At 42.4% G+C, this 25,322-nt stretch carries 21 protein-coding genes and 1 rRNA gene; 21 read left to right on the top strand and 1 reads right to left on the bottom strand.

Features of this window, described 5'->3' with window-relative positions; all coding sequences use genetic code 11:
- Positions 1-72: 72 nt before the first annotated feature.
- From ABXR35_RS22475 to ligA, 20 genes are all read left to right on the top strand, one after another.
- Complete coding sequence (locus ABXR35_RS22475; protein ID WP_367064303.1) at positions 73-1,374, top strand: class I SAM-dependent methyltransferase; 1,302 nt, start codon at positions 73-75, stop codon at positions 1,372-1,374.
- Positions 1,375-1,530: 156 nt separating this feature from the next.
- Positions 1,531-2,316, top strand: a complete 786-nt coding sequence (locus tag ABXR35_RS22470; RefSeq protein ID WP_367064302.1) for an ABC transporter permease — start codon at positions 1,531-1,533, stop codon at positions 2,314-2,316.
- Between the two features lie 11 nt (positions 2,317-2,327).
- Entirely contained in the window at positions 2,328-3,071 is a 744-nt protein-coding gene (locus ABXR35_RS22465; RefSeq protein WP_367064301.1) for an ABC transporter ATP-binding protein, read from the top strand.
- 21 nt (positions 3,072-3,092) lie between these two features.
- Positions 3,093-3,953: a glycosyltransferase family 2 protein gene (locus tag ABXR35_RS22460; RefSeq protein ID WP_367064300.1), complete on the top strand. Its 861-nt coding sequence runs from the start codon at positions 3,093-3,095 to the stop codon at positions 3,951-3,953.
- Between the two features lie 38 nt (positions 3,954-3,991).
- A complete protein-coding gene (locus ABXR35_RS22455) occupies positions 3,992-6,214 on the top strand; it encodes a glycosyltransferase (protein WP_367064299.1) in 2,223 nt (740 codons plus the stop codon).
- Entirely contained in the window at positions 6,195-6,725 is a 531-nt protein-coding gene (locus tag ABXR35_RS22450) for a hypothetical protein (RefSeq protein ID WP_367064298.1), read from the top strand. The genes ABXR35_RS22455 and ABXR35_RS22450 overlap by 20 nt, the downstream gene beginning before the upstream one ends.
- Before the next feature lie 39 nt (positions 6,726-6,764).
- Positions 6,765-8,126: a DUF2142 domain-containing protein gene (locus ABXR35_RS22445; RefSeq protein WP_367064297.1), complete on the top strand. Its 1,362-nt coding sequence runs from the start codon at positions 6,765-6,767 to the stop codon at positions 8,124-8,126.
- Positions 8,127-8,154: 28 nt separating this feature from the next.
- Positions 8,155-9,099, top strand: coding sequence for a glycosyltransferase family 2 protein (locus ABXR35_RS22440; RefSeq protein WP_367064296.1), 945 nt, complete (start codon positions 8,155-8,157; stop codon positions 9,097-9,099).
- A complete protein-coding gene (locus ABXR35_RS22435; protein ID WP_367064295.1) occupies positions 9,100-9,438 on the top strand; it encodes a DMT family transporter in 339 nt (112 codons plus the stop codon).
- Positions 9,431-9,754 carry an EamA family transporter gene (locus ABXR35_RS22430; RefSeq protein WP_367064294.1) on the top strand — a complete coding sequence of 108 codons (324 nt, stop codon included), beginning with the start codon at positions 9,431-9,433 and terminating at the stop codon, positions 9,752-9,754. Before ABXR35_RS22435 ends, ABXR35_RS22430 begins: the two co-directional genes overlap by 8 nt.
- Before the next feature lie 33 nt (positions 9,755-9,787).
- Positions 9,788-10,531 (top strand): sugar phosphate nucleotidyltransferase, encoded by a 744-nt coding sequence (locus ABXR35_RS22425; protein WP_367064293.1) that lies wholly within the window; start codon positions 9,788-9,790, stop codon positions 10,529-10,531.
- Positions 10,532-10,540: 9 nt separating this feature from the next.
- A complete protein-coding gene (gene rfbC, locus ABXR35_RS22420) occupies positions 10,541-11,086 on the top strand; it encodes a dTDP-4-dehydrorhamnose 3,5-epimerase (protein ID WP_367064292.1) in 546 nt (181 codons plus the stop codon).
- A gap of 79 nt (positions 11,087-11,165) precedes the next feature.
- On the top strand, positions 11,166-12,185 hold the full coding sequence (rfbB, locus tag ABXR35_RS22415; RefSeq protein ID WP_367064291.1) for a dTDP-glucose 4,6-dehydratase: 1,020 nt from the start codon (positions 11,166-11,168) through the stop codon (positions 12,183-12,185).
- Positions 12,185-13,060 (top strand): dTDP-4-dehydrorhamnose reductase, encoded by an 876-nt coding sequence (rfbD, locus tag ABXR35_RS22410; RefSeq protein ID WP_367064353.1) that lies wholly within the window; start codon positions 12,185-12,187, stop codon positions 13,058-13,060. Before rfbB ends, rfbD begins: the two co-directional genes overlap by 1 nt.
- A gap of 196 nt (positions 13,061-13,256) precedes the next feature.
- On the top strand, positions 13,257-14,216 hold the full coding sequence (locus tag ABXR35_RS22405; protein ID WP_367064290.1) for a glycosyltransferase family 2 protein: 960 nt from the start codon (positions 13,257-13,259) through the stop codon (positions 14,214-14,216).
- 267 nt (positions 14,217-14,483) lie between these two features.
- Positions 14,484-15,389, top strand: a complete 906-nt coding sequence (locus tag ABXR35_RS22400; protein ID WP_367064289.1) for a glycosyltransferase family 2 protein — start codon at positions 14,484-14,486, stop codon at positions 15,387-15,389.
- The gene (locus ABXR35_RS22395; protein ID WP_367064288.1) at positions 15,386-16,810 is read left to right on the top strand and encodes an undecaprenyl-phosphate glucose phosphotransferase; all 1,425 of its coding nucleotides are present in this window, start codon (positions 15,386-15,388) and stop codon (positions 16,808-16,810) included. The genes ABXR35_RS22400 and ABXR35_RS22395 overlap by 4 nt, the downstream gene beginning before the upstream one ends.
- A 200-nt stretch (positions 16,811-17,010) precedes the next feature.
- On the top strand, positions 17,011-17,700 hold the full coding sequence (gene pcrB / locus ABXR35_RS22390; RefSeq protein ID WP_367064287.1) for a heptaprenylglyceryl phosphate synthase: 690 nt from the start codon (positions 17,011-17,013) through the stop codon (positions 17,698-17,700).
- A 361-nt stretch (positions 17,701-18,061) separates the two neighbouring features.
- A complete protein-coding gene (pcrA, locus tag ABXR35_RS22385) occupies positions 18,062-20,407 on the top strand; it encodes a DNA helicase PcrA (protein ID WP_367064286.1) in 2,346 nt (781 codons plus the stop codon).
- Positions 20,408-20,577: 170 nt separating this feature from the next.
- Positions 20,578-22,608 carry an NAD-dependent DNA ligase LigA gene (ligA, locus tag ABXR35_RS22380; protein WP_367064285.1) on the top strand — a complete coding sequence of 677 codons (2,031 nt, stop codon included), beginning with the start codon at positions 20,578-20,580 and terminating at the stop codon, positions 22,606-22,608.
- 234 nt (positions 22,609-22,842) lie between these two features.
- Here the strand turns inward: ligA and ABXR35_RS22375 are convergent, their stop codons facing one another.
- A complete protein-coding gene (locus ABXR35_RS22375) occupies positions 22,843-24,147 on the bottom strand; it encodes a molybdopterin-dependent oxidoreductase (RefSeq protein ID WP_367064284.1) in 1,305 nt (434 codons plus the stop codon).
- Between the two features lie 970 nt (positions 24,148-25,117).
- Between ABXR35_RS22375 and ABXR35_RS22370 the strand changes: the two genes are divergently transcribed.
- Positions 25,118-25,322: ribosomal RNA gene (locus ABXR35_RS22370) — 16S ribosomal RNA — on the top strand; the annotation flags it as partial.

Genomic DNA, 25,322 nt, shown 5'->3' with positions numbered 1-25,322 from the left:
AACTACAGGAACTATTCTGAGAATAGCGAGAGATTCACCAAACTAATTTTTGCCCGATTTGAGGAGGATAAAATGGATTTTACAGGAGAGCGGTATGTTCCAAACAAGGTTTTTGGTGAGATCGAAGTTGAGCATAAACAAAGATATCATGCCATTCTTGATTTTGTTAAAAATAAAAAAGTTTTGGATGCGGCCTGTGGAGAAGGATACGGTACCAATCTTATCGCTCAACATGCTGAATTTGTCTCGGGAATCGATATATCCGAGGATTCGATCAGCTGGGCGCGTGAAGCATATCAGGCTGATAACATTGAATTTCATGTTTCGGACATACAGACCTTGCCTCTTGCCGCACATTCGGTAGATGTTGTGGTCAGCTTTGAAACGATTGAGCATGTGGATATGGAAGCACAAGAGCGCTTTTTAGACGAAATTAAACGAGTACTAAAGCCGGATGGCATACTGATTATGTCTACGCCCGATAAAAGATTATATTCGGATGTAGATGGATTTACAAATCCATTTCATCTTCATGAATTCTATGAAGACGAATTCCAAGGGTTTTTGCAAACCAAGTTCCCTTATATCCATATGTTTCGACAGGGATTTCGAACATTCAGTTATTTGGGATCATGTGATCGCGAGATTGCTCAACATGCGCATTATCGGATGGACGATATCTATCATAGCATCAACAAAGGTAAATACCTGATTGCCGTTTGTTCAGAGAAAGAGCTGGATCATCTGGAGCCGCTTCATAGTATTATGCCGTTGCAAGCCCCCAAATGGGTGAGCCAACTGCAATATGATTGCGGTAATGGTTTTGACAATGAACAGGTCGTCTATGCAGATATGGTGATTGAAGGTAGAGAGTTCACGGTCACATTTGATTTGGAACAATTAAAAGACGTACGCGCCCTAAAATGGATTCCGTTAGAAGGTCGATTGATCAATATTGATATTTTGAAGTATCCAGAGCATATTGAGATGATTTCCTTGAACTCATTTGGTCATCGCGGAAGCTACACCGAGTTTCAAGTATCCAGACCTGAATATCTTATTCATCTTCATGGTGAAATGCCAGTTCAATTTCAATTGAGCGGTTATATCGAAATTTTAAGTTCAGAAATAGTTTGTCAAAAATTGCAGCCGCGAATTGAAAAGCTACAATCGGATGTGGAAGAACTACAACTTAAAGTACAAGACTATGAAGTATTAAAAGAACAATTGACATCTACCATAAATGAACGTGATTATGCACTTTATCTTCATCGAAATGCGAATGACGAAAATCAATTACTGCTAAATTCAACTTCGTGGAAACTAACTAGACCGCTTCGAGCTATTAGTCAGGCGATTCGGAAATCTAGATGAATTTTTTCTGCTACCGGCAAATTCAAGCCGATTCAACTGCTGTAGTAAGTGGACGCTTATTAGTGTTTAACGTATACTGAACTGGTTGGTGACTTACAGTATATAAATGAATCGTTATTCAATCGAAAATTAAGACAACTAGGTGGCGGTATATTAATGTATGAATTAAAGCGTTACTTTTTGAATTTTTACAAATACAAAGATTTATTGAAATTGCTTGTAGCCAAAGACATCAAAATTAAATATAAGCGTTCCGTACTAGGGATCATCTGGAGCGTACTGAATCCGCTACTGACAATGATCATTATTACTTTGGTGTTTCAGGAACTGTTTAAATTCAATGTTGAGAATTTTGCAGCCTATGTGATCAGTGGACAGGTACTGTTTTCCTTTTTCTCTGATTCCACTTCATTGGCGATGGGATCCATTTATTCTTCAGGACAAATTATCAAAAAAGTGTATATACCCAAGTACATTTTTCCTTTATCCAAAGTACTGTATTCGGCTGTAAATATGTTATTCTCGCTTTGTGCGGTATTGATTGTATGTTTTATTACCGGTGTTGATCTCAAATACACCTTTATTTTTAGCTTTTTATCTATTTTTTATGTGTTTGTGTTCAGTGTAGGTGTAGGTTTGATTTTGTGCAGTATTGTTGTGTTTTTCCGAGATGTAGAGCACATTTATGGCGTGTTTATTACGGCATGGATGTATGCGACTCCGATTATCTATCCTATGAATATTATGCCTGACAAATACATGCCGCTTTTACTCGGTAATCCAATGTTCTATTTTTTGACTCATTTCCGAGAATCATTGCTTTATGGTCATGTTCCGCCGCTGGAGCTTAATATTCAATGTGCCAGTTATGCTTTCGTTACTTTGCTAATTGGAGTGTACATGTTCAAACAACGTCAGGATAAATTTATCCTTTATATTTAAGGAGCTTGGTAATGGAAACAAGTGATGTGATTATCAATGTGCAGGATGTATCGATGTGTTTTAATATGACCACTGAGAAGATCAGCGGCTTAAAGGAATTTCTGATTAAACGTATCAAGAATCAGATTTCGTATACGGAATTTTGGGCATTGAAAGATGTCAGTTTCCAGGTCGGTCGGGGTGAATTGTTTGGTGTGCTCGGATTGAACGGAGCTGGTAAAAGTACCTTGCTCAAAACCGTAGCCGGTGTCTTGAAGCCTACAAAGGGAAACGTACAGATTGCCGGTCGGATGGCTCCATTGATTGAATTGGGAGCCGGTTTCGATGTGGAATTGACCGCACGAGAGAATATTTATTTGAATGGTGCAATTCTAGGCTATTCTAAAAAGGAAATGAATGCCCGTTTTCCCGAGATCGTGGAATTTTCCGAACTTGCTGAATTTATCGATGTACCGGTAAAAAACTTCTCATCAGGAATGTATGCACGACTCGGTTTTGCGATTGCAACGTCTACACGACCGGACATTTTGATTGTTGATGAAATTTTGTCTGTCGGCGATTTCAAATTCCAGCAAAAATGCGAAGCCAAAATTAGCGAAATGGTACAGCAGGGTACAAGTGTGTTGCTCGTGTCACACTCCATCGACCAGATTCGGAATTTGTGTACACGAGGTATTATTTTGGAAAAAGGGCAGTTGATCCAGCAAGGGAATATTGAGGAATTATGCGATTTTTATTATTCCAAATATACCTAATGAAGGGGGAATGGACATCTAATGTTCCCTGGACTGTATTATAGAATAATGAAATACATGATTCGTTTTCAGATCAAATTTCATCCATTGCGTACAATAATCAACAATCACTGGTATGAACGATGGATTGAAAAAAATGAGCGATACGATGTGGACAAGGTCAAGCAAGAATGTACACAGTTTCCCATTCAACCATTGATGTCCATTATTCTTCCTGTATACAATGTACAGGAAGAATATTTGCGAGCATGTATCGAATCAGTACAGCGACAATGGTATACCCGCTGGGAACTTTGTATTGCCGATGATTGCTCCACGATGCCTCATATCCGTCAGGTACTAGAAGAATATGGGCAACAGGATGCAAGAATTCATATAACCTACCGTAGTGAAAACGGGCATATCTCTGCTAGTAGTAATACCGCTTTACACATGGCATCAGGCGAATACGTTGTGTTACTCGACAATGACGATATTTTGGCTGATTTTGCTTTGTATGAAGTTGTGAAGTTGTTAAATCAAATGCCAGATACCGATTTGATATTTAGTAATGAAGACAAATGGTTGGAGGGCAAAAGGGTACAGCCATTTTTCAAAAAAAACTGGGGTTTTCCCTTATTGATGCAAATGAATTATATTTGCCATCTCGCCGTATATCGCACCACTCTGCTACGTCGCATCCATGGTTTTAGAATAGGCTACGAAGGAGTACAAGATTGGGATTTGGCGATACGTGTCATTCAACAGCGAGCGAACGTACAACATCTGCCCAAGATTCTGTACCACTGGCGTATATCGCCTACTTCGACAGCAGGTGGAGAGAAACATAAAAGTTATATCAAGGATAAGCAACGCATGTTAATCGATAATATTGAAAAATAAAAGGTATGAAGGTGATAAAGTTGGGTATAAATACGCTCATGAAAAAAACGATGTCCACAATGAAGTATGAAGGTAGCAAAGCCCTCATGCGGAAAGCTTACGGTTATACGAAAAAACGATTTTTGAAAACACACGTACCTTCCAAGTACCATTTTAAAGACGTGCTCTTTATTAATGGCTGCTCTCTTCCGCATCCGCCCCGTTATCGCGTTGACCATCAGATCGAGCAACTTCACTTCAATGGCTATTCCTGTGACAGTGTATATTATGAAGAACTCGATATTGAGATGGTCCGTTACTACAGAGCTTTTGTTTTCTTCCGTTGTCCTCATACACCTGTCGTAGAAGAGTTGATCAAAAAAGCAAAATATTTCAACAAAACAGTTTTCTTTGATATTGACGATCTGGTTATCGATTATAAGTATGTAAAAGAAATTGATTACTTAAACACCATGAGCAAAGAAGATTTTGACCAATATATGGATGGTGTGAATCGTACGCAGCAAACATTAAAGCTGTGCGACTATGCCATTACTACAACTAGCAGACTGGCTAATGAGATGAGCAACTATATTGGCGAAGTATTCGTCAATCGTAATGTAGCTTCAGAGAAAATGGTAGAGCTATCACTGAAGGCATTAAAAGAGAAAGAAGCGGCGCTGGAGAGTGGAACAACAGCAACTTCACGTGTGGTAATGGGTTACTTTAGTGGTAGTATTACGCATAACGAAGATTTTAACCTGATTATTGATGTCGTAAAAGACATGTTTAAAAAGCATAGCAATGCCTACTTGAAGGTGGTCGGTATTCTAGATATTCCGCAGGAATTGAGCGAGTACAAAGATCGAATCATTTTTGAGAAGTTTACAGACTGGACCAATTTGCCACAGCTGATTGCCAATGTAGATATCAATCTGGCTCCGCTGGTAGATACGATCTTCAATGAAGCCAAATCCGAGAACAAGTGGACGGAAGCTGGGCTGGTTAAAGTACCTACAATAGCAAGCAATCTGGGAGCATTTCGTGATGTGATTACTCAGGAGGTCGATGGCATCCTGTGTGATACTGTCGAGGACTGGCGTTTGTATCTGGATAAGCTCATCACAGATAAAGCGTACAGAGAAACTATCGGCAAACACTCATACAATACCGTCATGAACGGCTGGACCACCATGGGTAGCGGCTACAAATTGTTTGAATTTATCGAATCCCGCTTAAGCGAGAATATTGCGTTTGTATTGCCTTCGACTCAGATCAGCGGCGGAGTGAACGTGGTGATCAAGCATTGCAACATTTTACGTGATCATGGTAAAGATGTATTGATTATTTCCATGAGTGAGGATGATAAAAACATCATCAACAAAGATGGAGAAATTAACGTTATCTCATACCACCGACACAGCTTCCACGGTTTGTTTAGAAAATGTGTATCAACATTATGGACAACGAACGATTTCTTGAATATGTATTCTAAAATCACTCAGAAATATTACCTTGTTCAAAACTTTGAGACGAACTTCTACGAGCCTGGCAATCATATGCGTGTTTGGGCCAACTTGACTTACAATTTCTTTAACAATACTAAATATATAACCATTTCTAAATGGTGTGAAAATTGGCTGTTGGAACGGTATAACAAGCATGCAGCCTACGTTGAAAATGGAATTGATCTGTCGGTCTTCCAATATCGTCCGCGTACCTTTGAAGGCAAAATTAAAGTTCTGGTAGAGGGTAACTCCAGCGATTACTATAAAAACGTAGATGAAAGCTTCAAGATCACTAACCAGCTAGATCGCGATCGCTTTGAAGTTTGGTACCTGTCCTATAGCGGCAAACCAAAAGATTGGTACAAAGTGGATCGTTTCCTTAATAAAGTTCCACATGATCAAGTGGGCGAAGTGTATGCGCAGTGCGATATTTTGGTGAAGTCGAGCTTATTAGAAAGTTTCTCCTATCCACCGCTCGAAATGATGGCAACAGGCGGTGTAGCAGTAGTAGCACCGAATGAAGGCAATATCGAGTATCTGGTGCATAATGAGAACTGCCTGCTATATGAGCAAGGCAACTTTGCCAATGCGCTGCAAATGATTGAAGCTGTATGCAACGATTCGGCAATGAGAACACGACTGATCGAAAATGGTTTAAAGACTGCACAGCATAAAGAGTGGAAAAATCTTGAGAACGATGTGCTTGCGCTCTATGACTATCCAACACAATCTATGACAAACAGCGGTGAAAAATATGAAGCAAAATCGGTTTAAGCGTTTCATCATTCCAACTATTCTTTTGATTCTTTTTATATATGTTTATGGTGGTAACATAGGTAAAATGACAGAAGTAATTGCTACAGATGGGAAACAAAATATTGGAGAAATCACTAACGGTATGGAGGTTGGGCAAACCTTCAAAGCGCCTATGAATAATTTAAGTGGCTTCTCTATCAAATTGGCAACGTATGCCCGTGTAAATAGCGGTCATGTTACGATTGGGATACGCAACTATGGCGAGGACAAAGCGATCTATTCCACTACAATAAAGGCGGAAAGCTTGGCGGACAATACGTATTATGATATGAGATTTCCGCCAATTAAGTTTTCTAAAGATAAAAAGTACTATATTTTTGTTAGTTCTACTAATGGTACTTCTGGACATTCTATTACAGCATACAATTCAGCACAGGATATCTACAAAGATGGAACCTTGTTTATTGATGGCAAAGAAAAGACAGGTGATCTTGCATTCAAAGTATATTGCAATCATACATTGTTCTGATCATTGATATCTTAGTTCATTGAGCAAACTGGGGGAAACATGAAAAAATTAAGTAGTATAGAGAATAAGTTTCTTGTCATTGCCTTGATATTCGGAATCATATGGATGGTTTTACTGCCACCTTTTCAGGCCGCAGACGAAGAATCGCATTTTTTTAGAGCATATGGAGTATCTTCAGGGGATTTAATTTGTTATAACATTGGTGTTTCCAATGCAGGGAGTTATTTGCCTGAAAACATCAAAAGTTTTCAGGTGGGTTTAGGAGCAGAAGATATAAAATTCAATTATGATACAAAACAGGATATCAGCAAAGTGAAAGATGCGTTTCATTTGTATCCAAGCTCCGAAAAAAGTTTCTTGGACTATGGTAATGCCTGTGCTTATAGCCCATTACCTTATGTTCCACAAGTAATTGGAATGGAATTAGGGAAACTATTCGGTGCCTCATGGATGACTATTTTTTATCTGGGACGCATTTTTAATTTTATTGCTTATCTTGCGGTAATGTACTATACCATCAAAACAGCTCCAAAATTGAAATATATTATTGCGTTATTGGCCCTCATGCCGATGACATTACACCAGGCTATTTCAAATAGTCCAGATGCTTTGACGATTTCTCTTTGTTTCTTGTTTGGTGCGTACATTTTGAAACTGAAATATGAGGCGGCAATAGTTACAAAAAAAGCTTTCTTGATGCTACTACTATTAAGTGTATGTATAGCATTTTCAAAAATTACCTATTTTCCATTGACTTTGCTCATTTTAACTATTCCAATAGAGAAGTTTAGAAGCAAGTCACGTTTTTGGAAAGTGTGTCTTTCTGTTATTGGAGCGAGTATTTTGTTTACGGCTATATGGTTCCTTTGCACAAGAGTCAGCCATATTATTTTCCCGCTTGATCCAGTAACACAGTTGAAAAGTGCTCTTGCGCATCCATTTGCTTTTACAAAATTATTGATTATGAGCTTTGTGACTAATGATGCATTATATATTCAATTTTTTGGCGATTTTGGTTGGTTAGATACTCCACTTCCATTCTCACTGGCAATTGCTTATTATTGTGTACTGATTTTTGTGACATTTTATGAAGCTCAAAAATCAGCAGTGCAATGGAAAGAGCGGCGTACTGATCTGTGGTCTGGACTAATTGCCTTGTTTTCTTTCGTTGCATGCGCACTCTTAATTGAGATATCACTCTATCTGAACTGGACGCAGGATTCGCCGAATTATATTAGTGGCGTTCAAGGCAGATATTTTATACCAGCAGCATTAACTTTCTTTTATTCCGTATATTTACTCATTCCTTTTATTGTGAAGTTTAGAAAGTGGATTACAGTTGTTTTCATTCTGCTGATTCTTCTTATGTCCTGTTATCAACTGGTAGTAAGATATTATTAAAAGATAATAATTTATTAAGGAGTGCGACATGAACATTGCAGTTTTAATTCCATGCTATAATGAGCAACAAACGATAGCAAAAGTGATTGCAGATTTTAAAAAGGAACTGCCAGAGGCCCAAATTTATGTATACGACAATAATTCTTCGGATAATACAACACAGGTAGCACTGGAAAATGGAGCAATTGTTAGAAAAGAATACCGTCAGGGTAAAGGTAATGTCGTTCGTTCGATGTTTATGAATATCGACGCTGACTATTATATTATGGTAGATGGCGATGACACATATCCAGCGGAATTCGTACACAATATTTTGGAGCCATTAAAAAATGGCACAGCCGACATGGTTATTGGTGATCGTTTGTCTAATGGTACGTATGCTTCTGAAAATAAACGAAAATTCCATAATTTAGGAAATAATATGGTAAAAGGTTTAATTAATTCGCTTTACAAGAGCAACATTAATGACATCATGACAGGTTACCGAGGATTTAACCGTTTCTTTGTGAAATCTTTTCCAGTTATGAGTCCAGGATTTCAAATTGAAACGGAATTGAGTATTCACTCTTTGGATAAACGCTTCTTGATTCGTGAAATCCCTATTGACTATAGAGATCGCCCAGAAGGAAGTGAATCAAAACTTAATACTATTTCTGATGGTATTAAGGTTATGAAAACTATTTTCACTTTATTCAAAGACTATAAGCCGTTAATCTTTTTCTCTTTGTGGGCTTTGTTGTTTTTGATACTGGGTTTGGCGAGTGGATTGCCAGTTATATTCGAATTTGTTGAAACTCAATATATTACCAAAATTCCTTCTGCAATTTTGGCAGTTGGTCTAATTATTGTTGCCATGCTTTGTTTCGCTTGTGGGCTTATTCTGGATACGGTAGTATCCAATTGGCGTAAAGAGTATGAACTTGAATTGCATCGTGTAGCAGAAAGGTACAAGAATATCGACGAGGTAATTTAAATGTATTCATCATTGATGAAGAATAAAAAAGGCATTTTGCTGATTTTAGTTTCAGCGCTTCTATCGGCGCTGGGGCAGGCTGCATGGAAAATGAATGAAAGTTTTATTTCGCTAGAATTGATCATTGGTTTCATTCTTTACGGTCTTGGAGCAGTAGTAATGATTATTGCTTTTCGTTTTGGTAGTCTGTCGGTATTACAGCCTTTTCTAAGTATTGGATATATTATTGCATTAATCATCGGTTTCTTTTATTTCAAAGAGAATATTTCTGTTCATCAGGTTATTGGCATATTCGTCATTATTCTAGGTGTAATATTAATTGGAGGTGGAGATGATTAATATAATTCTCCTTCTCTCCATGACTTTGCTTGGGTCGCTTGGTGCGTTCTTTTTTAAAAAGGCGTCTGCTGCGTCTCCAGGTTTAAATCGTCTATTTCTACTGCCTTTCCTTGTAGGAGGCTCTCTTTATTTTTTTGGTGCAGTATTAAATATTATTTTGCTACGTTTTTTGCCGTACACGCTTGTCTATCCATTAACATCTATTACTTATATTTGGACATTGATCATTTCATGGTTATTTTTATCCGAGAAAATATCAATCAAAAAAATAATAGGTGTTGTGCTAGTAGTGGTCGGTACATTTTTACTTATTTGATTTTCCAATCTATTTACACGGGAGGCGTACGATATGAAAGGAATTATTCTTGCAGGAGGTACAGGTACGCGACTGTATCCTTTGACTAAAGTAACCAATAAACACTTACTGCCAGTGGGCAAATATCCGATGATCTTTTATTCGGTTCATAAATTGAAGCAGGCCGGAGTTAACGATATTCTGATCGTGACTGGTAAAGAACATATGGGCGACGTTGTAAACCTGTTGGGTAGCGGTCGCGATATGGGTGTCACCTTTACATACAAGGTGCAAGATGAGGCAGGCGGTATTGCTCAAGCATTGGATTTGGCAGAGCATTTCGTTGGAGACGACCAGATGATCGTTATCCTTGGCGACAATGTATTTGCGGACGATATTACGCCGTTTGTGGAAAATTTCCGTGCACAGCAAAAGGGTGCCAAACTGCTGCTGCAACAAGTGCATGATCCGCAGCGCTATGGTGTAGCCGAGCTGGATGGCGAACGTATCGTTTCTATCGAAGAAAAACCAAAAGTACCGAAAAGTGAATATGCTGTTACAGGCATTTACATGTTTGACAGCAATGTATTTGATATCGTAAAAACATTGAAGCCTTCCGCACGTGGTGAGCTGGAGATTACTGATGTGAACAATGCATATATTCAGCGTGGCGAACTGTCTTTTGATATTCTGGAAGGCTGGTGGACGGATGCGGGTACGCATGCTTCGCTTGCCAAAGCCAATGAACTGGCAAAAGATATTACGTTTGGAGAAGAATTTGGTAAGCTGAAGTTATAGGAGGATATTATGAAAGCCATACCGTCTAAACTACAAGGAGCCTTGCTGCTTGATCCGGTAGTACATGGAGATCATAGAGGCTACTTTATGGAAAGCTACAATCAAAAGATTATGCACGAGCTGGGCATCAAGCATGATTTTGTACAAGATAATCAATCTCTGTCTGCGGATCCCGGTGTACTGCGTGGATTACATTATCAATTGAATCCAAAGGCACAAACCAAATTGGTACGTGTCATTGCTGGTGCGATTTACGATGTCATTGTAGATATCCGTAAAGAATCGCCCACATTTGGCCAATGGCAGGGATTTATTTTAAGTGAATACAACAAGCGTCAATTGCTCGTTCCTCAGGGCTTTGCCCACGGCTTTTGTACGCTGGTGCCGAATACGCAAGTATTGTACAAAGTCGATGAGTATTATTCGCCCGAGCATGACCGTGGTATTTTGTGGAATGATCCTGCATTGGGAATTGACTGGCCGGTAAACGCACCGGTCTTGTCCGATAAGGATACGCGTCAGCCGCTGCTTCAGGATGCAGATCTCAATTTTTGATTGTATATAAATAATATGAACAATGAATAAGGTTCAGCCCCGTTGCTGAATCTTATTCATTGATACAGGAGGAAAAAGCATGAAATTACTCGTGACTGGCGGTGCCGGCTTTATCGGCAGCAACTTTGTATTGTACATGCTGCGTGAACATCCAGAGTATCAGATCATCAATGTGGATGCGCTGACCTATGCAGGCAATTTGGAAAATCTGAAAGAGATTGAAGGCAATCCGAACCATACGTTTGTGAAAGCCGATATCGGCGATTCAGCCAAAATGGATGAACTCGTATCGCAAGGTGTAGATATTATCGTTAACTTTGCTGCCGAATCGCACGTAGATCGCAGTATTTTGGAGCCAGATGTATTTGTAAAAACGAACGTTCTCGGTACACAAGTACTGCTTGATGTTGCCAAAAAACATAATATTACTAAGTTTGTTCAAGTATCCACAGACGAAGTATACGGAACACTAGGTGAAACGGGTCTGTTTACGGAAGAAACACCACTGACACCAAACAGTCCATATTCTGCGAGTAAAGCAGGCGGCGATCTGTTGGTACGTGCTTACCATGAAACATTTGGTCTGCCGGTGAACATCACTCGTTGCTCTAACAACTACGGACCATTCCAATTTCCTGAGAAACTGATTCCATTGATCATTTCTCGCGCTCTTGCTGATGAAGCATTGCCAGTGTATGGCGACGGTTTGAATATCCGCGATTGGCTGTATGTAGAAGATCACTGTAGTGCAATTGATCTTGTCATTCATGAAGGTAAAAATGGTGAAGTGTACAATATCGGCGGCAACAATGAACGTACTAATATTCATATCGTCAAAACGATTTTGGAACAACTGGGCAAGCCAGAATCGCTGATTAAATATGTCGAAGATCGTCCGGGTCATGACCGTCGTTACGGTATCGATCCAACCAAAACGATGACGGAGTTGGGTTGGAAACCGAAGCATAATTTCGAATCCGGTATCAAGGCAACCATCCAATGGTATCTGGATAACAAAGAATGGTGGACCCGTATCGCTTCCGGCGAATATCAGGCATACTACCAGCAACAATACGGCAGCCGTTTGGGTGAGAAATGATGAAAGTACTTGTTACCGGAGCCTCCGGTCAACTGGGCGTAGATACGGTTACTGTACTGGAACGCAAAGGTCATACCGTATTGGGCTGCGATCGCAATCAGCTGGACATTACCAATCTAGAGCAATGCCAGCAGGTGGTCAGTGAATTTGTACCAGATGTGATTATTCATTGTGCTGCTTACACCGCCGTGGATGCAGCGGAAACTGATATCGATGGCGCGTATCTGGTCAATGCGACGGGCAGCCGCAATATCGCTGTTGCTGCTGAAGCGGTACAGGCGAAAGTCATCTATATCAGTACTGATTATGTATTCGATGGTCAAGGTGAGCAGCCGCACCATGAATATGACAACACTGATCCGCAAGGCATTTATGGCAAATCTAAGCGGGCAGGTGAAGTACTGACGCAGACATTGTCCAGTCGATATTTTATCGTGCGTACTTCATGGGTATATGGCTTGCATGGCAATAACTTTGTGAAAACAATGTTGAAGCTAGGTCAGGAGAAGCCGCAGCTGAAAGTAGTACACGACCAGAAGGGGTCACCGACCTATACCGTCGATTTGGCGGAATTCCTGTCTGAGCTGATGCTAACGGAGAAATATGGTATTTATCATGCGTCCAACCGTGAAGCTTGTACTTGGTATGAATTTACACAGGAGATCTTTGCACAAGCTAAGCAGATTCTAAAAGTGGATATTACCGCTGAGTTGGAACCTTGCACGACGGCTGACTTTCCACGCCCGGCTCCGCGTCCTGCCAATTCCGTAATGGAGCATTTGTCTATTCGTACAAATGGCTTTGAAGATATCCGTTCTTGGCAGGAAGGATTGACTGCCTTTTTACAAGAATGGAAGCAAAATTCTCAGGCGTAAAATGGTGGAATGATCATATGCTGTGAATGGGAACAGTGTATTGTCATGATGCGATATAGAAGCGGTACTGTCCGATAGCGAATGGACAGTACCGCTTTTTTTGATTAGTAGATGAATAGAGAGAAGTATGCTGGAATTGCATAGGCATGGATGATAGTATAGAGCAGAATGCTAAATCATAGAGTGGAGTAATCGTATGGCCAACCAAACTTTGCAGGTGTTGTTATCTACCTATAATGGAGAGAAATACATAGCTCAGCAATTGGATAGTATTTTTGCGCAAAGCTATCGTGATATCAAAATCTTGATTCGTGATGATGGTTCATATGATAGGACTGCTTCTATCGTACAACAATACATGCAGCGTTACCCGAATCGAATCGAATGGATTGCTGGCGAAAATATCGGAGTAGTACGAAGCTTTTGGAGCCTAATACAGCAGGCTGATCAGGAAGCTGCCTATTTTTGCTTTTGCGATCAGGATGACGTATGGATGCCTGATAAAGCAAATAGAGCAATACAGAAGCTGCAACAGCTTGAAGCGCCAATTGAACTGAATAGAATAGATACGACGCGCCCTGTAATGGTATGTACGGCTACCCAATTAACTGATGAAACGTTGACGCCAACAGCAATATGGCCAGGAGCACCAGCTCGTCCACCTTCGTTTTATAATGCGTTATTTCAAAATATTGCTGTCGGAGCAACCATGTCGATCAATCGGAGCACGCTGCAATTGCTAAACTCCGTGTCTGCAAATACCGCGAATATGTTAATGCACGATTGGTGGGTATATATAACTGTTTCTTGCTTTGGTACCATATTTTTTGATCCCGAGCCATCTATCTACTATCGTCAACATGCTAACAATGCAGTCGGGGGAGAAGCTACTCTTTTGCAGAAGATTAACAAAAAGCTAAGTAGTTTCAAAAAGCATCAAAATCAAAAACTGCTCGTTGTTCAGGCAATGGAGTTCAACAAGCAGTATGGTGATCGAATGACCGATAAGGTTATGCTGGAACAACTACATGCTTTTATTGCACCGAGATATCGGATCATGGATCGGATTCGTTATCTACGAAAATGCCGATTATACCGTCAATCGAGGACAGAAAATATTCTATTTCGCTTGCTGATCCTGATTGGCTATCTCTAAGGCAATCCTCTTCTGTATGTAATCCCATTTGCAGCTTATCTGAAAATACTGAAAAGATCTCATTGGGATAATCTTGAAATTAACTTCTGCATGATGATCTATGCTATAATGCCTGTAGACTGAAGTCCGGTCCGTACAGAGCATGTACAATAACCGGTAAAACTTCTCTACATGACTACTAGCAATTGCAGCATCATAGCCTATGAATCAACACAACCTGTTGATCATCAAGCTACGATATGCGAACTTCAAGGCAGGAGCGTTATTATGGACGTTAGCGTTTTAATTTTAAATTATAATACATGTCAGCTGACACTGGATTGTATTGCATCGGTATATCGTTCGCAGACACAGTATGCGTACGAGATTATCGTAGTCGACAATCATTCCAGTGATGATTCCGTCACCCGCATTCCGGCAACTTTCCCGGATGTTGTATTCATCGCTAATCCCGACAACGGAGGCTTTGCCAAAGGCAATAATATTGGCATGAAACAGGCACAGGGACGATACACATTGCTGCTCAATTCCGATACCATCGTAGAACCGGACACACTGGAAACGATGGTTTCTTTTATGGACAGCCATCCGCGTGCAGGTGCGGCAGGCTGCAAAATTGTTTTGCCGGACGGTTCGCTGGACAAGGCATGCAAGCGTGGCTTTCCTACGCCTTCAGCATCGTTTTATTACGCGTTCGGATTTTCCAAATGGTTTCCGAACAATCCCAAGTTTAACGGATACCAGCTAGGGTATCTGAGCCCCGACGAGAGCTACCAAGTCGACTCGCTGGTTGGCGCGTTTATGCTCGTCCGGCGTGAAGTCATTCAGCAGATTGGTGGGCTGGATGAAGCATTTTTCATGTACGGTGAAGATATTGATTGGTGCTACCGGATCAAGGAAGCAGGCTGGGAGATTCATTACCGAGGCAATACGTTTATTGTGCATTACAAGGGAGCGAGTAGCCGCCGCAAGCCGTTCAAGATCATTTACGAGTTTCATCGGGCGATGTGGCTGTTTCACCGCAAGCATTATCGGAACAAGTACTCGTTTATCACAAATGGTATTGTGTATATGGGCATCGGGGTGAAGCTTGCGATGTCATTGATTAAAAATAAATTGTTGCGACCGGCTTCCGTATCGACAGCCGAGGCAGAAAGGAGAGTTCAGACGTGATCCGCAAAAATCAGCGATTTTTGACCCGACTGTATATTTTGACGGATTTCTTTGTGATTCAGCTGTCCTTTCTGCTTGCTTGGTTTTTAAAATTCCAAGCTTTGGTGCTGCCGTATGATAATTCGCCTGAAGGGTATGGCGCATTGCCGATTGAGACTTACTTTATGTGGAGTATGATCTATGGCGGTATCGCCGTATTGATCGGAACGATGAGTAGCTTGTATTCAGCCAAGCGCAAAAAACGGTTTGCCGATGAAATGCTGAAAATTGTGCAGACGCATGCAGTTAGTATTTTCGTCTTGCTTGGCGCGTTATTCTTCTTCAAAGAAGTCAATATTTCCCGTTACTATCTGCTCGTGTATATGATCTTCAACCTGCTGTTCATTATATCCTACCGATATATTATCAAGCTGGGATTGAAGCGGGCGCGGCAAAAAGGCTTTAACAAGCAGTTTGTATTGATTCTAGGCGCAGGCTCACTCGGTAAACGGTTTTATGATAATCTGCTGCAATACCCAGAAATGGGCTATGAGGTGGTCGGTTTTCTGGATGATTACCGTGATTTCGACAATATCGAGCTGCGTAAGTACAAGCCGGTATTGGGGAAAATCAATGAATTAGGCGATAAGCTGCATTCCATGATGATTGATGAGGTCATTCTCGCGCTTCCGCTGGATGCGCATGACAAGTATCCGTGGATCATTGCAGAATGTGAAAAGGCAGGCGTGCGTACGCTCATTATTCCTGACTTCTTCGACTATTTGCCAGCGCGACCGTATTTCGATAATTTTGCAGGGATGCCGATGATTAACGTGCGCGATATTCCACTGGATATTGCTGCCAATCGGATTTTCAAGCGTGGCTTTGATATTCTATTCTCCCTCGCAGCCATTTTGGTTACATCGCCGATTATGCTTGTCGTTGCCATCGGGGTGAAGCTGACCTCGCCGGGACCGATTATTTTCAAGCAGGAGCGGGTCGGTCTGAATCGTCGTAACTTCATGATGTTCAAATTCCGCTCCATGCGTGTGATTCCAGAAGGTCAGGTGGATACGGGCTGGACAACTGCTAACGATCCACGTAAAACGAAGTTCGGTTCGTTTATCCGTCGTACTAGTCTGGATGAGCTGCCACAATTTTTCAATGTGTTGATCGGCGATATGAGTGTGGTCGGTCCGCGTCCAGAGCGTCCTTATTACGTGGAGCAATTCCGTGAGGAGATTCCGAAGTATATGGTTAAGCACCATGTACGCCCCGGTATTACTGGTTGGGCACAGAGCAATGGCTTGCGCGGTGATACATCCATCGAGGATCGGATCAACCATGATATTTTCTACATTGAGAATTGGTCGTTGCTGTTCGACATTAAGATTATTTTCAAAACGATTCGCAACGGATTCGTGAACAAAAACGCATATTGATACACCTATCGCTTAATGAGGAATATCATAACGACATATACACAGAATAACGACATATACAATGATTACAAACGAAATAAGCCGATGTCCTACTTGTATAAAGTAGGGCATTTTTGTTCGCATCACATACGAACATTGACACCATACACCTGCTGTCATAGACTTATTCTGAAGGTTGTGTCAAAGACGGAGGAATATCATTGAGAGACGAAATGAAAACATGGCGGCATGTGTTTAAACTAGACCCGGATCGCGAACTGTCCGATGACGATTTGGATCGGATTTGTATGTCCGGCACGGATGCTATTATGGTTGGCGGTTCATCCGGCATTACGTATGACAACACAGTGGATCTCATGTCTCGTGTACGTCGATACGAGTTGCCCTGCGTGCTGGAAGTATCCGATCTGGAAGCGGTGGTGCCGGGCTTTGATCTGTATATGATTCCAATGGTACTGAACACGCAGCAGAGCGAGTGGATCATTGGTAGGCATGTGCAGGCGATTGAGCAGTACAGTCATCTCATTCCATGGGAATTGCTTATACCGGAAGGGTATATTGTATTAAATGGCGAATCTACTGTAGCGCAATTGACGGGTGCAGTCACCGATCTGGATGCCGATATGGCTGCTGCTTATGCGCAGGTTGCAGATCGTCTATGGCAGTTACCGATAGTGTATATCGAATATAGTGGCACCTTTGGTGATATGGAGCTGGCAGCAGATATTCGCCGAGCGACTCGTAACGCACATGTGTTTTACGGTGGTGGCGTGATTGATGAGCAGACAGCACGTCAGGCGTCGCAGGTATGTGATACCGTCATTGTTGGCAATATTGTGTATAGCGATTTGCAGCAGGCGCTGACAACCGTATTCGCTGTAAAGTCATAACACGATTCGATGAATACCGTTGCCGCGATAATACTCCATGATTGTACAGGCTTCCACGCACTTCCAAAGGAACACGCATACCACTAGGACTTGCATAGCTAAGGTTTCAACGTAATACCAATTCCACTGCATCCTATAATAGAGATGCGTTACATCATCGCTTCAGACGACTAATTTGATCCGCAGCAATCATTCACTATATACCGACGACTTGGAATGTCGGACTATTCTTCCTATCAGTGTATTACTGTTTCATCTGTTTTCCATGTTGCATCATTTTCTACGATGTACATAAGCTGTACATCGTCTCGCAGGAGTATGGAAAATACTATTATTTGGTTTGAAAGGGGCACTATTTCGCATGACGATGATTAACATCAAAGACGCCATCAACCGCCTAAATCCAAGACAAAAGGAAGCGGCATTAGCAACTGATGGTCCACTACTCATTATGGCAGGCGCGGGCAGTGGGAAAACACGCGTACTGACTCACCGTATCGCCCATATTATCGATTCCCGCAAATCGGCGCCTTGGGGCATTCTTGCGATTACCTTTACGAACAAAGCCGCTCGTGAGATGCAGGAGCGGGTATCCCAGCTGGTTGGTCCAGATGGACGCGAAATCTGGGTATCCACGTTTCACTCCATGTGCGTACGTATTTTGCGTCGTGATATTGAGCGGATCGGTTTTACCTCTAATTTCTCCATTCTGGATTCTGGGGATCAGCTATCTGTAATCCGTTCTTGTATGAAAGACCTGAACATGGATACGAAAAAGTTTGAACCGAAAACCGTTCAATCCATGATCAGCACAGCGAAGAACGAATTGGTCACACCAGATCAATATGAGCGCAATATCGGTGATTATTTTGAAGGGCTGGCAGCCAAAGTATATACCATGTATCAGCGTCGTCTGCGCGCGAATAACTCGCTCGATTTTGACGATCTGATCATGACGACGATTCAACTGTTCAAGGAAGTACCGGAAGTACTGGAGTTTTACCAGAAGAAATTCCGTTATATCCATGTCGATGAATATCAAGATACGAACCGTGCGCAATATATGCTGTGTAATATGCTGGCAGACGCGCATCACAATATTTGCGTCGTCGGCGATAGTGACCAGTCGATTTACCGCTGGCGTGGTGCGGATATTACGAATATTTTGAATTTTGAAAAAGATTATCCCGAAGCGAAAACGATTTTGCTGGAGCAAAACTATCGTTCTACCTCCAACATCCTGAACGCAGCCAATGAAGTCATCGGCAACAACGGTGGTCGCAAACCGAAAAAGCTGTGGACGGACAAAGAAGGTGGCGCCAAGATCAAAGTCTACCGCGCTGACTCCGAACATGATGAAGGTTACTTCGTTACCTCTGAGATTCATAAAAATGTAAAAGCTGGTCGCCCGTATCAAGACCATGCGATTCTATATCGTACCAATGCGCAGTCACGGGTCATAGAGGAAATTCTGATCAAGTCGGATATTCCGTACCAGATTGTCGGCGGCATCAAGTTCTATGATCGAAAAGAGATCAAGGACATTCTCGGCTATCTGCGTCTGTTATCTAACCCGGATGATGATATCAGCTTGACCCGCGTTATCAATGTACCGAAGCGTGGTATCGGTGATACCAGTGTGGCGAAGCTAGCATCGGCAGCAGGAGAACGTGGCATTTCGATTTTCAAAGTGCTAGAGATTGTCGATGATCTGGGCTTTGCTGGACGTACGCGCAATGCACTGGTGGAATTTTACGATATGATTGCGGCGCTTCATCAGATGGTGGATTATCTGTCTGTGACCGAATTGACCGAGAAGATTTTGGAGATGTCTCAATACCGAGTGGAGCTGCAACGTGAGAATACGCTGGAATCCAAAGCGCGCGTCGAGAATATTGAAGAGTTCTTGTCGGTTACGATGGAATTTGAAAAGAACAATGATGATAAATCGCTCGTATCGTTCCTGACGGATCTGGCGTTGATCGCTGACATTGATTCGATGGGCGATGATCCTGAAGAGCAGGAAGATGCCGTTGTACTGATGACGATGCACAGTGCGAAGGGTCTAGAGTTCCCAACTGTATTTATTATCGGGATGGAGGAAGGCGTCTTCCCACATAGCCGTGCTTTTATGGATAATGATGAGCTGGAAGAGGAACGTCGTCTAGCGTATGTTGGTATTACCAGAGCTGAGAAGCAGTTGTTCTTGTCCTGCGCACAGATGCGTACACTGTTTGGACGTACAACCGCTAACCCACCATCACGCTTCTTGGAGGAGATTCCAGAAGAGTACAAAGAAGATACACGCGTAGCACCAAATAACTATCGTCGTGGTGGCGGTAGCAGCTATGGTAACGGCGGACGCGGCTTTGGCGGCAATGGAAGCGGCGGCAGTAACTTTGGCGCACGTCGAGATAACTCATCGGCATTTGGCAGTGGATCGTCTGCACGTGCCGTACCGCGCACAGCACCAGCATCCTCTGGTGTAACTGTAAGTACTGGCAATGGCGCTGCACCAAAACCAGCAGCAAGCGGAGGCGGTAGCTTCCAAGCTGGTGACAAAGTTTCTCATGGCAAATGGGGCATCGGTACCATTGTAGCTGTCAAAGGAACGGGTAATGATATGGAGCTGCAAATTGCGTTCCCAGCACCGACTGGCTTGAAACGACTGCTGGCAGGCTTTGCACCAATTACCAAAGTAGAATAATTCCTGTCCTTATCAAAAGGAAATCCTATTGCTGTTCTATTTCAATAGGGGAACCTATTGTACAAACCAAGCAGTATACTGCGCCACATGCAGATGCTGTCTATATTTCGAGGCGGCTGTCTATTTCATTGGCAGCCGTCTTACATATCACGAACGGAGAGATGCCCCCAATGGACCCGATGAAGGAAATGGAAAGCCTTGTCGCCGAGCTGAACAACTATAATTATCATTATTACACCATGGACGAGCCGCTTGTGGATGATAAAGCCTACGATGCGCTGTACGACCGATTGCTGCAATTGGAACAGGATAGCGGTGTCGTATTGCCGGATTCCCCTACCTTGCGCGTAGGTGGCGAACTGCTGAAGGGCTTTTTGCCGCATCGTCATTTGGCGCCGCTGTGGAGTCTCGACAAAGCGCAGAATCTGGAGAAGTTGTCCAGCTGGCATACCCGCGCACGTAAACGCATCGACGATTACAACGAGAAGAACCCAGATACGCCGCTACCGGAACCAAGCTATGCGGTTGAACTGAAGTTTGACGGATTGACACTGAATCTGACCTATGAACATGGGCGTTTGGTTCAGGCAGCAACTCGCGGGAACGGTGTGGTTGGTGAAGGCATTTTAGAACAGGTCAAAACAATCCGCTCCATTCCACTATCGATTCCATTTACCGACGGCAAACTGGAAATTCAGGGTGAAGGCATCATGAATCTGTCTGTGCTGGAAGCGTATAACGAAGCTGCTTCAGACAAAGACAAACTCAAAAATGCCCGTAATGCAGCCGCAGGCGCATTGCGTAATCTCGACCCCAAAATCACATCCAAACGCAAGCTGAATGCCTACTTCTACAATGTAGGCTATGCAGAAGGAGTGACTTTCCAAAATCAACAGGATATGATGCAATTTCTGCGGGATAACCATCTACGCGTCAATCCTTCTGTTTTTTATTATCAGAATTTTGATGATGTCATTGTAAAACTAGAAGAAATCCAAGCCGAACGCAGCAGCCTTGATTATCTAATCGATGGCGCCGTGGTCAAAATTACCGATATGCGCACCCGTGAAGTACTGGGATATACTGATAAGTTCCCACGCTGGGCAGTCGCCTACAAATTCGAAGCCGAAGAGACAAGTACGATTCTTGAATCCGTCAGCTGGAATGTAGGACGTACTGGCAAAATCACTCCACTCGCACGTGTGGAAGCTGTCGAGCTGGCAGGCGTAACCGTACAGAATTGTACCCTCAACAATATCGGCGACATCGAACGCAAAAATCTGAAATACGCACTAGGTACCCGCGTTTACATCCGTCGTTCCAACGATGTAATTCCCGAAATCTTGGGCAAAGTGTCTGAGGAGAATGACGGCGAAGAGATTGTATACCCAGATCAATGCCCAGCATGTGGCTTCCCCGTTGAGCAGCGTGGAGCTCATCTGTTCTGTAACAACAAATTCGGCTGTGAACCGCAGATTGTAGCGCGGATCACTCATTTTGCTTCCCGCGATGCGATGGACATTGAGACATTCAGCATCAAGACCGCAACGCAACTGCAAAGCGAATTGCAGGTACGTGAACCAGCAGATTTGTATACGTTGAAGCTAGACGATCTTGTGAAGCTAGAACGCTTTGGCGAACGTAAAGCTAATAACCTGTTGCAAGCGATTGAAGACAGCAAGACTCGTGATCTAGCATCGTTCCTGTACGCACTTGGCATTCCGAACACAGGCAAAACGACAACACGTATGCTGGCAGAGCACTATCGCGATCTGGACAAAATCCGTTCGGCTACCGTGGAAGAATTGGTAGAACTGCCAGATGTAGGTTCAATCGTTGCTGAAAGTATCGTCGAATACTTTGCCGATCCATTTATGCAGACTGGAATTGAACGTATGCTGGAGCAGGGAGTACAGCCCCAAGTTCCCGAAGCACCAGCAGTGGTGATAACCGAAGATTCATACTTTAATGGCAAAACCGTTGTATTGACTGGTACACTGCACACGATGACTCGTGACGATGCCGCTGAACGGTTGGAGCAACTCGGAGCCAAAGTCACGGGTAGTGTATCCAAAAAAACCGACATCGTCATTGCAGGCGAAAAAGCAGGCAGCAAACTCACCAAAGCACAGGACCTCGGTATTGAGATTATTGAAGACGAACAACAACTCCGCAAACTGCTAAATCTGGACGAAGCATAACAGAACAAGCAAAAAGCTAAAGAGCCTAAAGAGCCTAAAGAGCCTAAAGAGCCTAAAGAGCCTAAAGAGCCTAAAGAGCCTCCTTTACCACCTGGTACGTTAAATGTGCAATACAGAATCTAAAAAGGACGAGCATCTCTACACAAGCAGAGACACTCGTCCTTTTTATTTACCATTATAGCAGCCAATCACACGTTATATCACATTGCATCAATAACTCGCCATAACCCCTGATTAGCTCAAATTATCCGGCAGCCAAGCATCCTTATCATAACCACGTTGTTCCCAGTACCCAGTATGATCGTCAGCAATCAGCTCGATGCGATTCAGCCATTTTACCGATTTGTAAGCATACATTTTCGGAATGACGAGGCGTACCGGTCCACCGAGATCGGCAGGAATCACATTGCCATCATGCAGCACAGCCACCATAATATCCTTCAACTGCGCCTGCTCCATCGTAATCGAATCGGTATACACTCCGTCACCGGAATAAAATTTGATCGTACGCGCTTCAGACTTAACCCCTGCCATTTTCAAAAAGTCGAGCAACGGAATGCCTTCCCACGTATTTTTATACACTGACCAGCCTGTCACACAATGAAAATCACTAACCTGAACGTGCCGCTTCAAAGACAAGAATTGCTCCCAATTCCATGTTTGCGGCTTATTCACCAGCCCATCAATCGTAAAGGACCAGTTACTATTATCAAAAGAAGGAATAGGCGTTACCGTATACACACGAAACTCACCCTGCGCACCGCCACCAATAGGCGGCGACGAATCAGTAAGCGGTTTAGGATCAGGAACCATTTTGTTCGGATTGCTAGCTTCCATTTCCGTCCAACTGCCGCCACTGCTTGTTAACGAATTGCCCAGCCATCTCAGAAAAGTAGGACCAACGGAAACAGCCAGCCCAATACCAATTGCCCCACGCAAAAAGGAACGTCTTGTATAAAATGGTGTTGCTTCCTGTGGGCGTGCCGCAGGAATAACCACAGGTTTTTTGACCATAGGCTCCGAATCAGAACTCACCGTCTCTGAAGCTATATGATCAGGTTGTAATCGAATGGAACGCTTCTTCGGATCTTTCAACCAAGCTGTACGGGTCAGCGAATGGTAGATAATATAAGGCAAACCAATCCAAGTCAGCAAATCATGTACAAATAGTGCGGTATTGGCAATATTCGGTCCAACCTGCCGTAGCAGCCATAACAAAATGCCTGATACGATCCAACCAATCAGCAAAATCATGACCAGAATTACATTCATTTTCTGCGCTGGTTTTTGCCGAATCTGCTTCCAGTGCTTGGAGGCGAGGAATAAGTAGTAAATCACCGGTACCAGCAATGCCAGTCCACCGATAATATGAACCCAACGAATCCAAACACGAACCTCGCCCAGAACCTCTCGCCAGAATCCTCCTAGCAAAACAAGTCCAGTTACCGCCAGTAATGCCACTAGCCAAGCATTCCACGTATGAAGGCGAATGAGCTTTTTACCAAAGCCCTTTTGAATCATGGAAAGCAAACGACTCATACCTATGTTCCTCCCTTGCAATAGATGAATAACCAATCATGATGCTACAGATACAAATCGATTTCCAAGTCCGGCATACTCAAGTTGCGCATACTATTAAGAGAAAACATTCCTAAATTATAATTTCACGCTCGATCTATTGCGTTGCCTTATATTGAAATCAAACGCAGCAAGATCTACATCGAAAACAACAAGTCCTTCATTACAACTCGATATCAATTCGTTCACATACCATCAGCCGTCTACATATGAAGTCGCCGTATGCCTCTAACATGATTCGCAAAATAATAGAAATTGGATGATACCAATAATCAAAAGGAAAAGGAGAAAGGTAGGCTAGAAGATAAAAGCACTACATACAAAGAAAGCAATGTTACATACGTTCATGCAAAGCCTCAAACAAACAGGCAAATGAAAATTCTATAGTAATATTATTTCTGCGATTCATACAGATATACAGGAGGGCAAGTGCTATTGGGAATGTCATATATAAGTGGTTCAATCGACAAGACGTAAATGATTGATAGAATCAAACAATAGTAACGTGGCTAAATAACTTAAATACAACTACTTTACATTCATTATAAACATACTGTTTATAAGAAGCGAGTTACAGTTGAAGAAAACTGAGATCATATAAAGGATAAGAGTTGCATATACAGAATGATCATAGACTCTATACAAACCTGCATATAGGATGGATATTCCTAAATAAAATAAAATTAAAAAAAGACTTGCTAACTTTCTGGATACATGATATATTATTCAAGTCGCCTCGAGCGGCAAACAACTTTGAAAGAAAATGATTTAAAAAAAGTTGTTGACTAACTGACTCGCATATGATAAGATATAAGAGTTGTTGCGAAATGAATAAACAACAAACAAGTTCTTTGAAAACTGAACAAATAGGATTTGAAATAATAGAGAACAGCAATGTTCTCGCCAGCAAGAAATGAGCAAGTCAAACACTTTTATGGAGAGTTTGATCCTGGCTCAGGACGAACGCTGGCGGCGTGCCTAATACATGCAAGTCGAGCGGAGTTGATGAGAAGCTTGCTTCTTTGAGACTTAGCGGCGGACGGGTGAGTAACACGTAGGCAACCTGCCCTTTAGCCTGGGATAACTACCGGAAACGGTAGCTAATACCGGATACTTTCGTTGTCCGCATGGACGAC

Origin of the sequence: Paenibacillus sp. JQZ6Y-1, assembly GCF_040719145.1 — a bacterium.
GTDB lineage: Bacteria > Bacillota > Bacilli > Paenibacillales > Paenibacillaceae > Saccharibacillus > Saccharibacillus kandeliae.
Note: the sequence above shows the minus strand (reverse complement) of the source record. Positions and strands in the feature narration are given on the sequence as shown.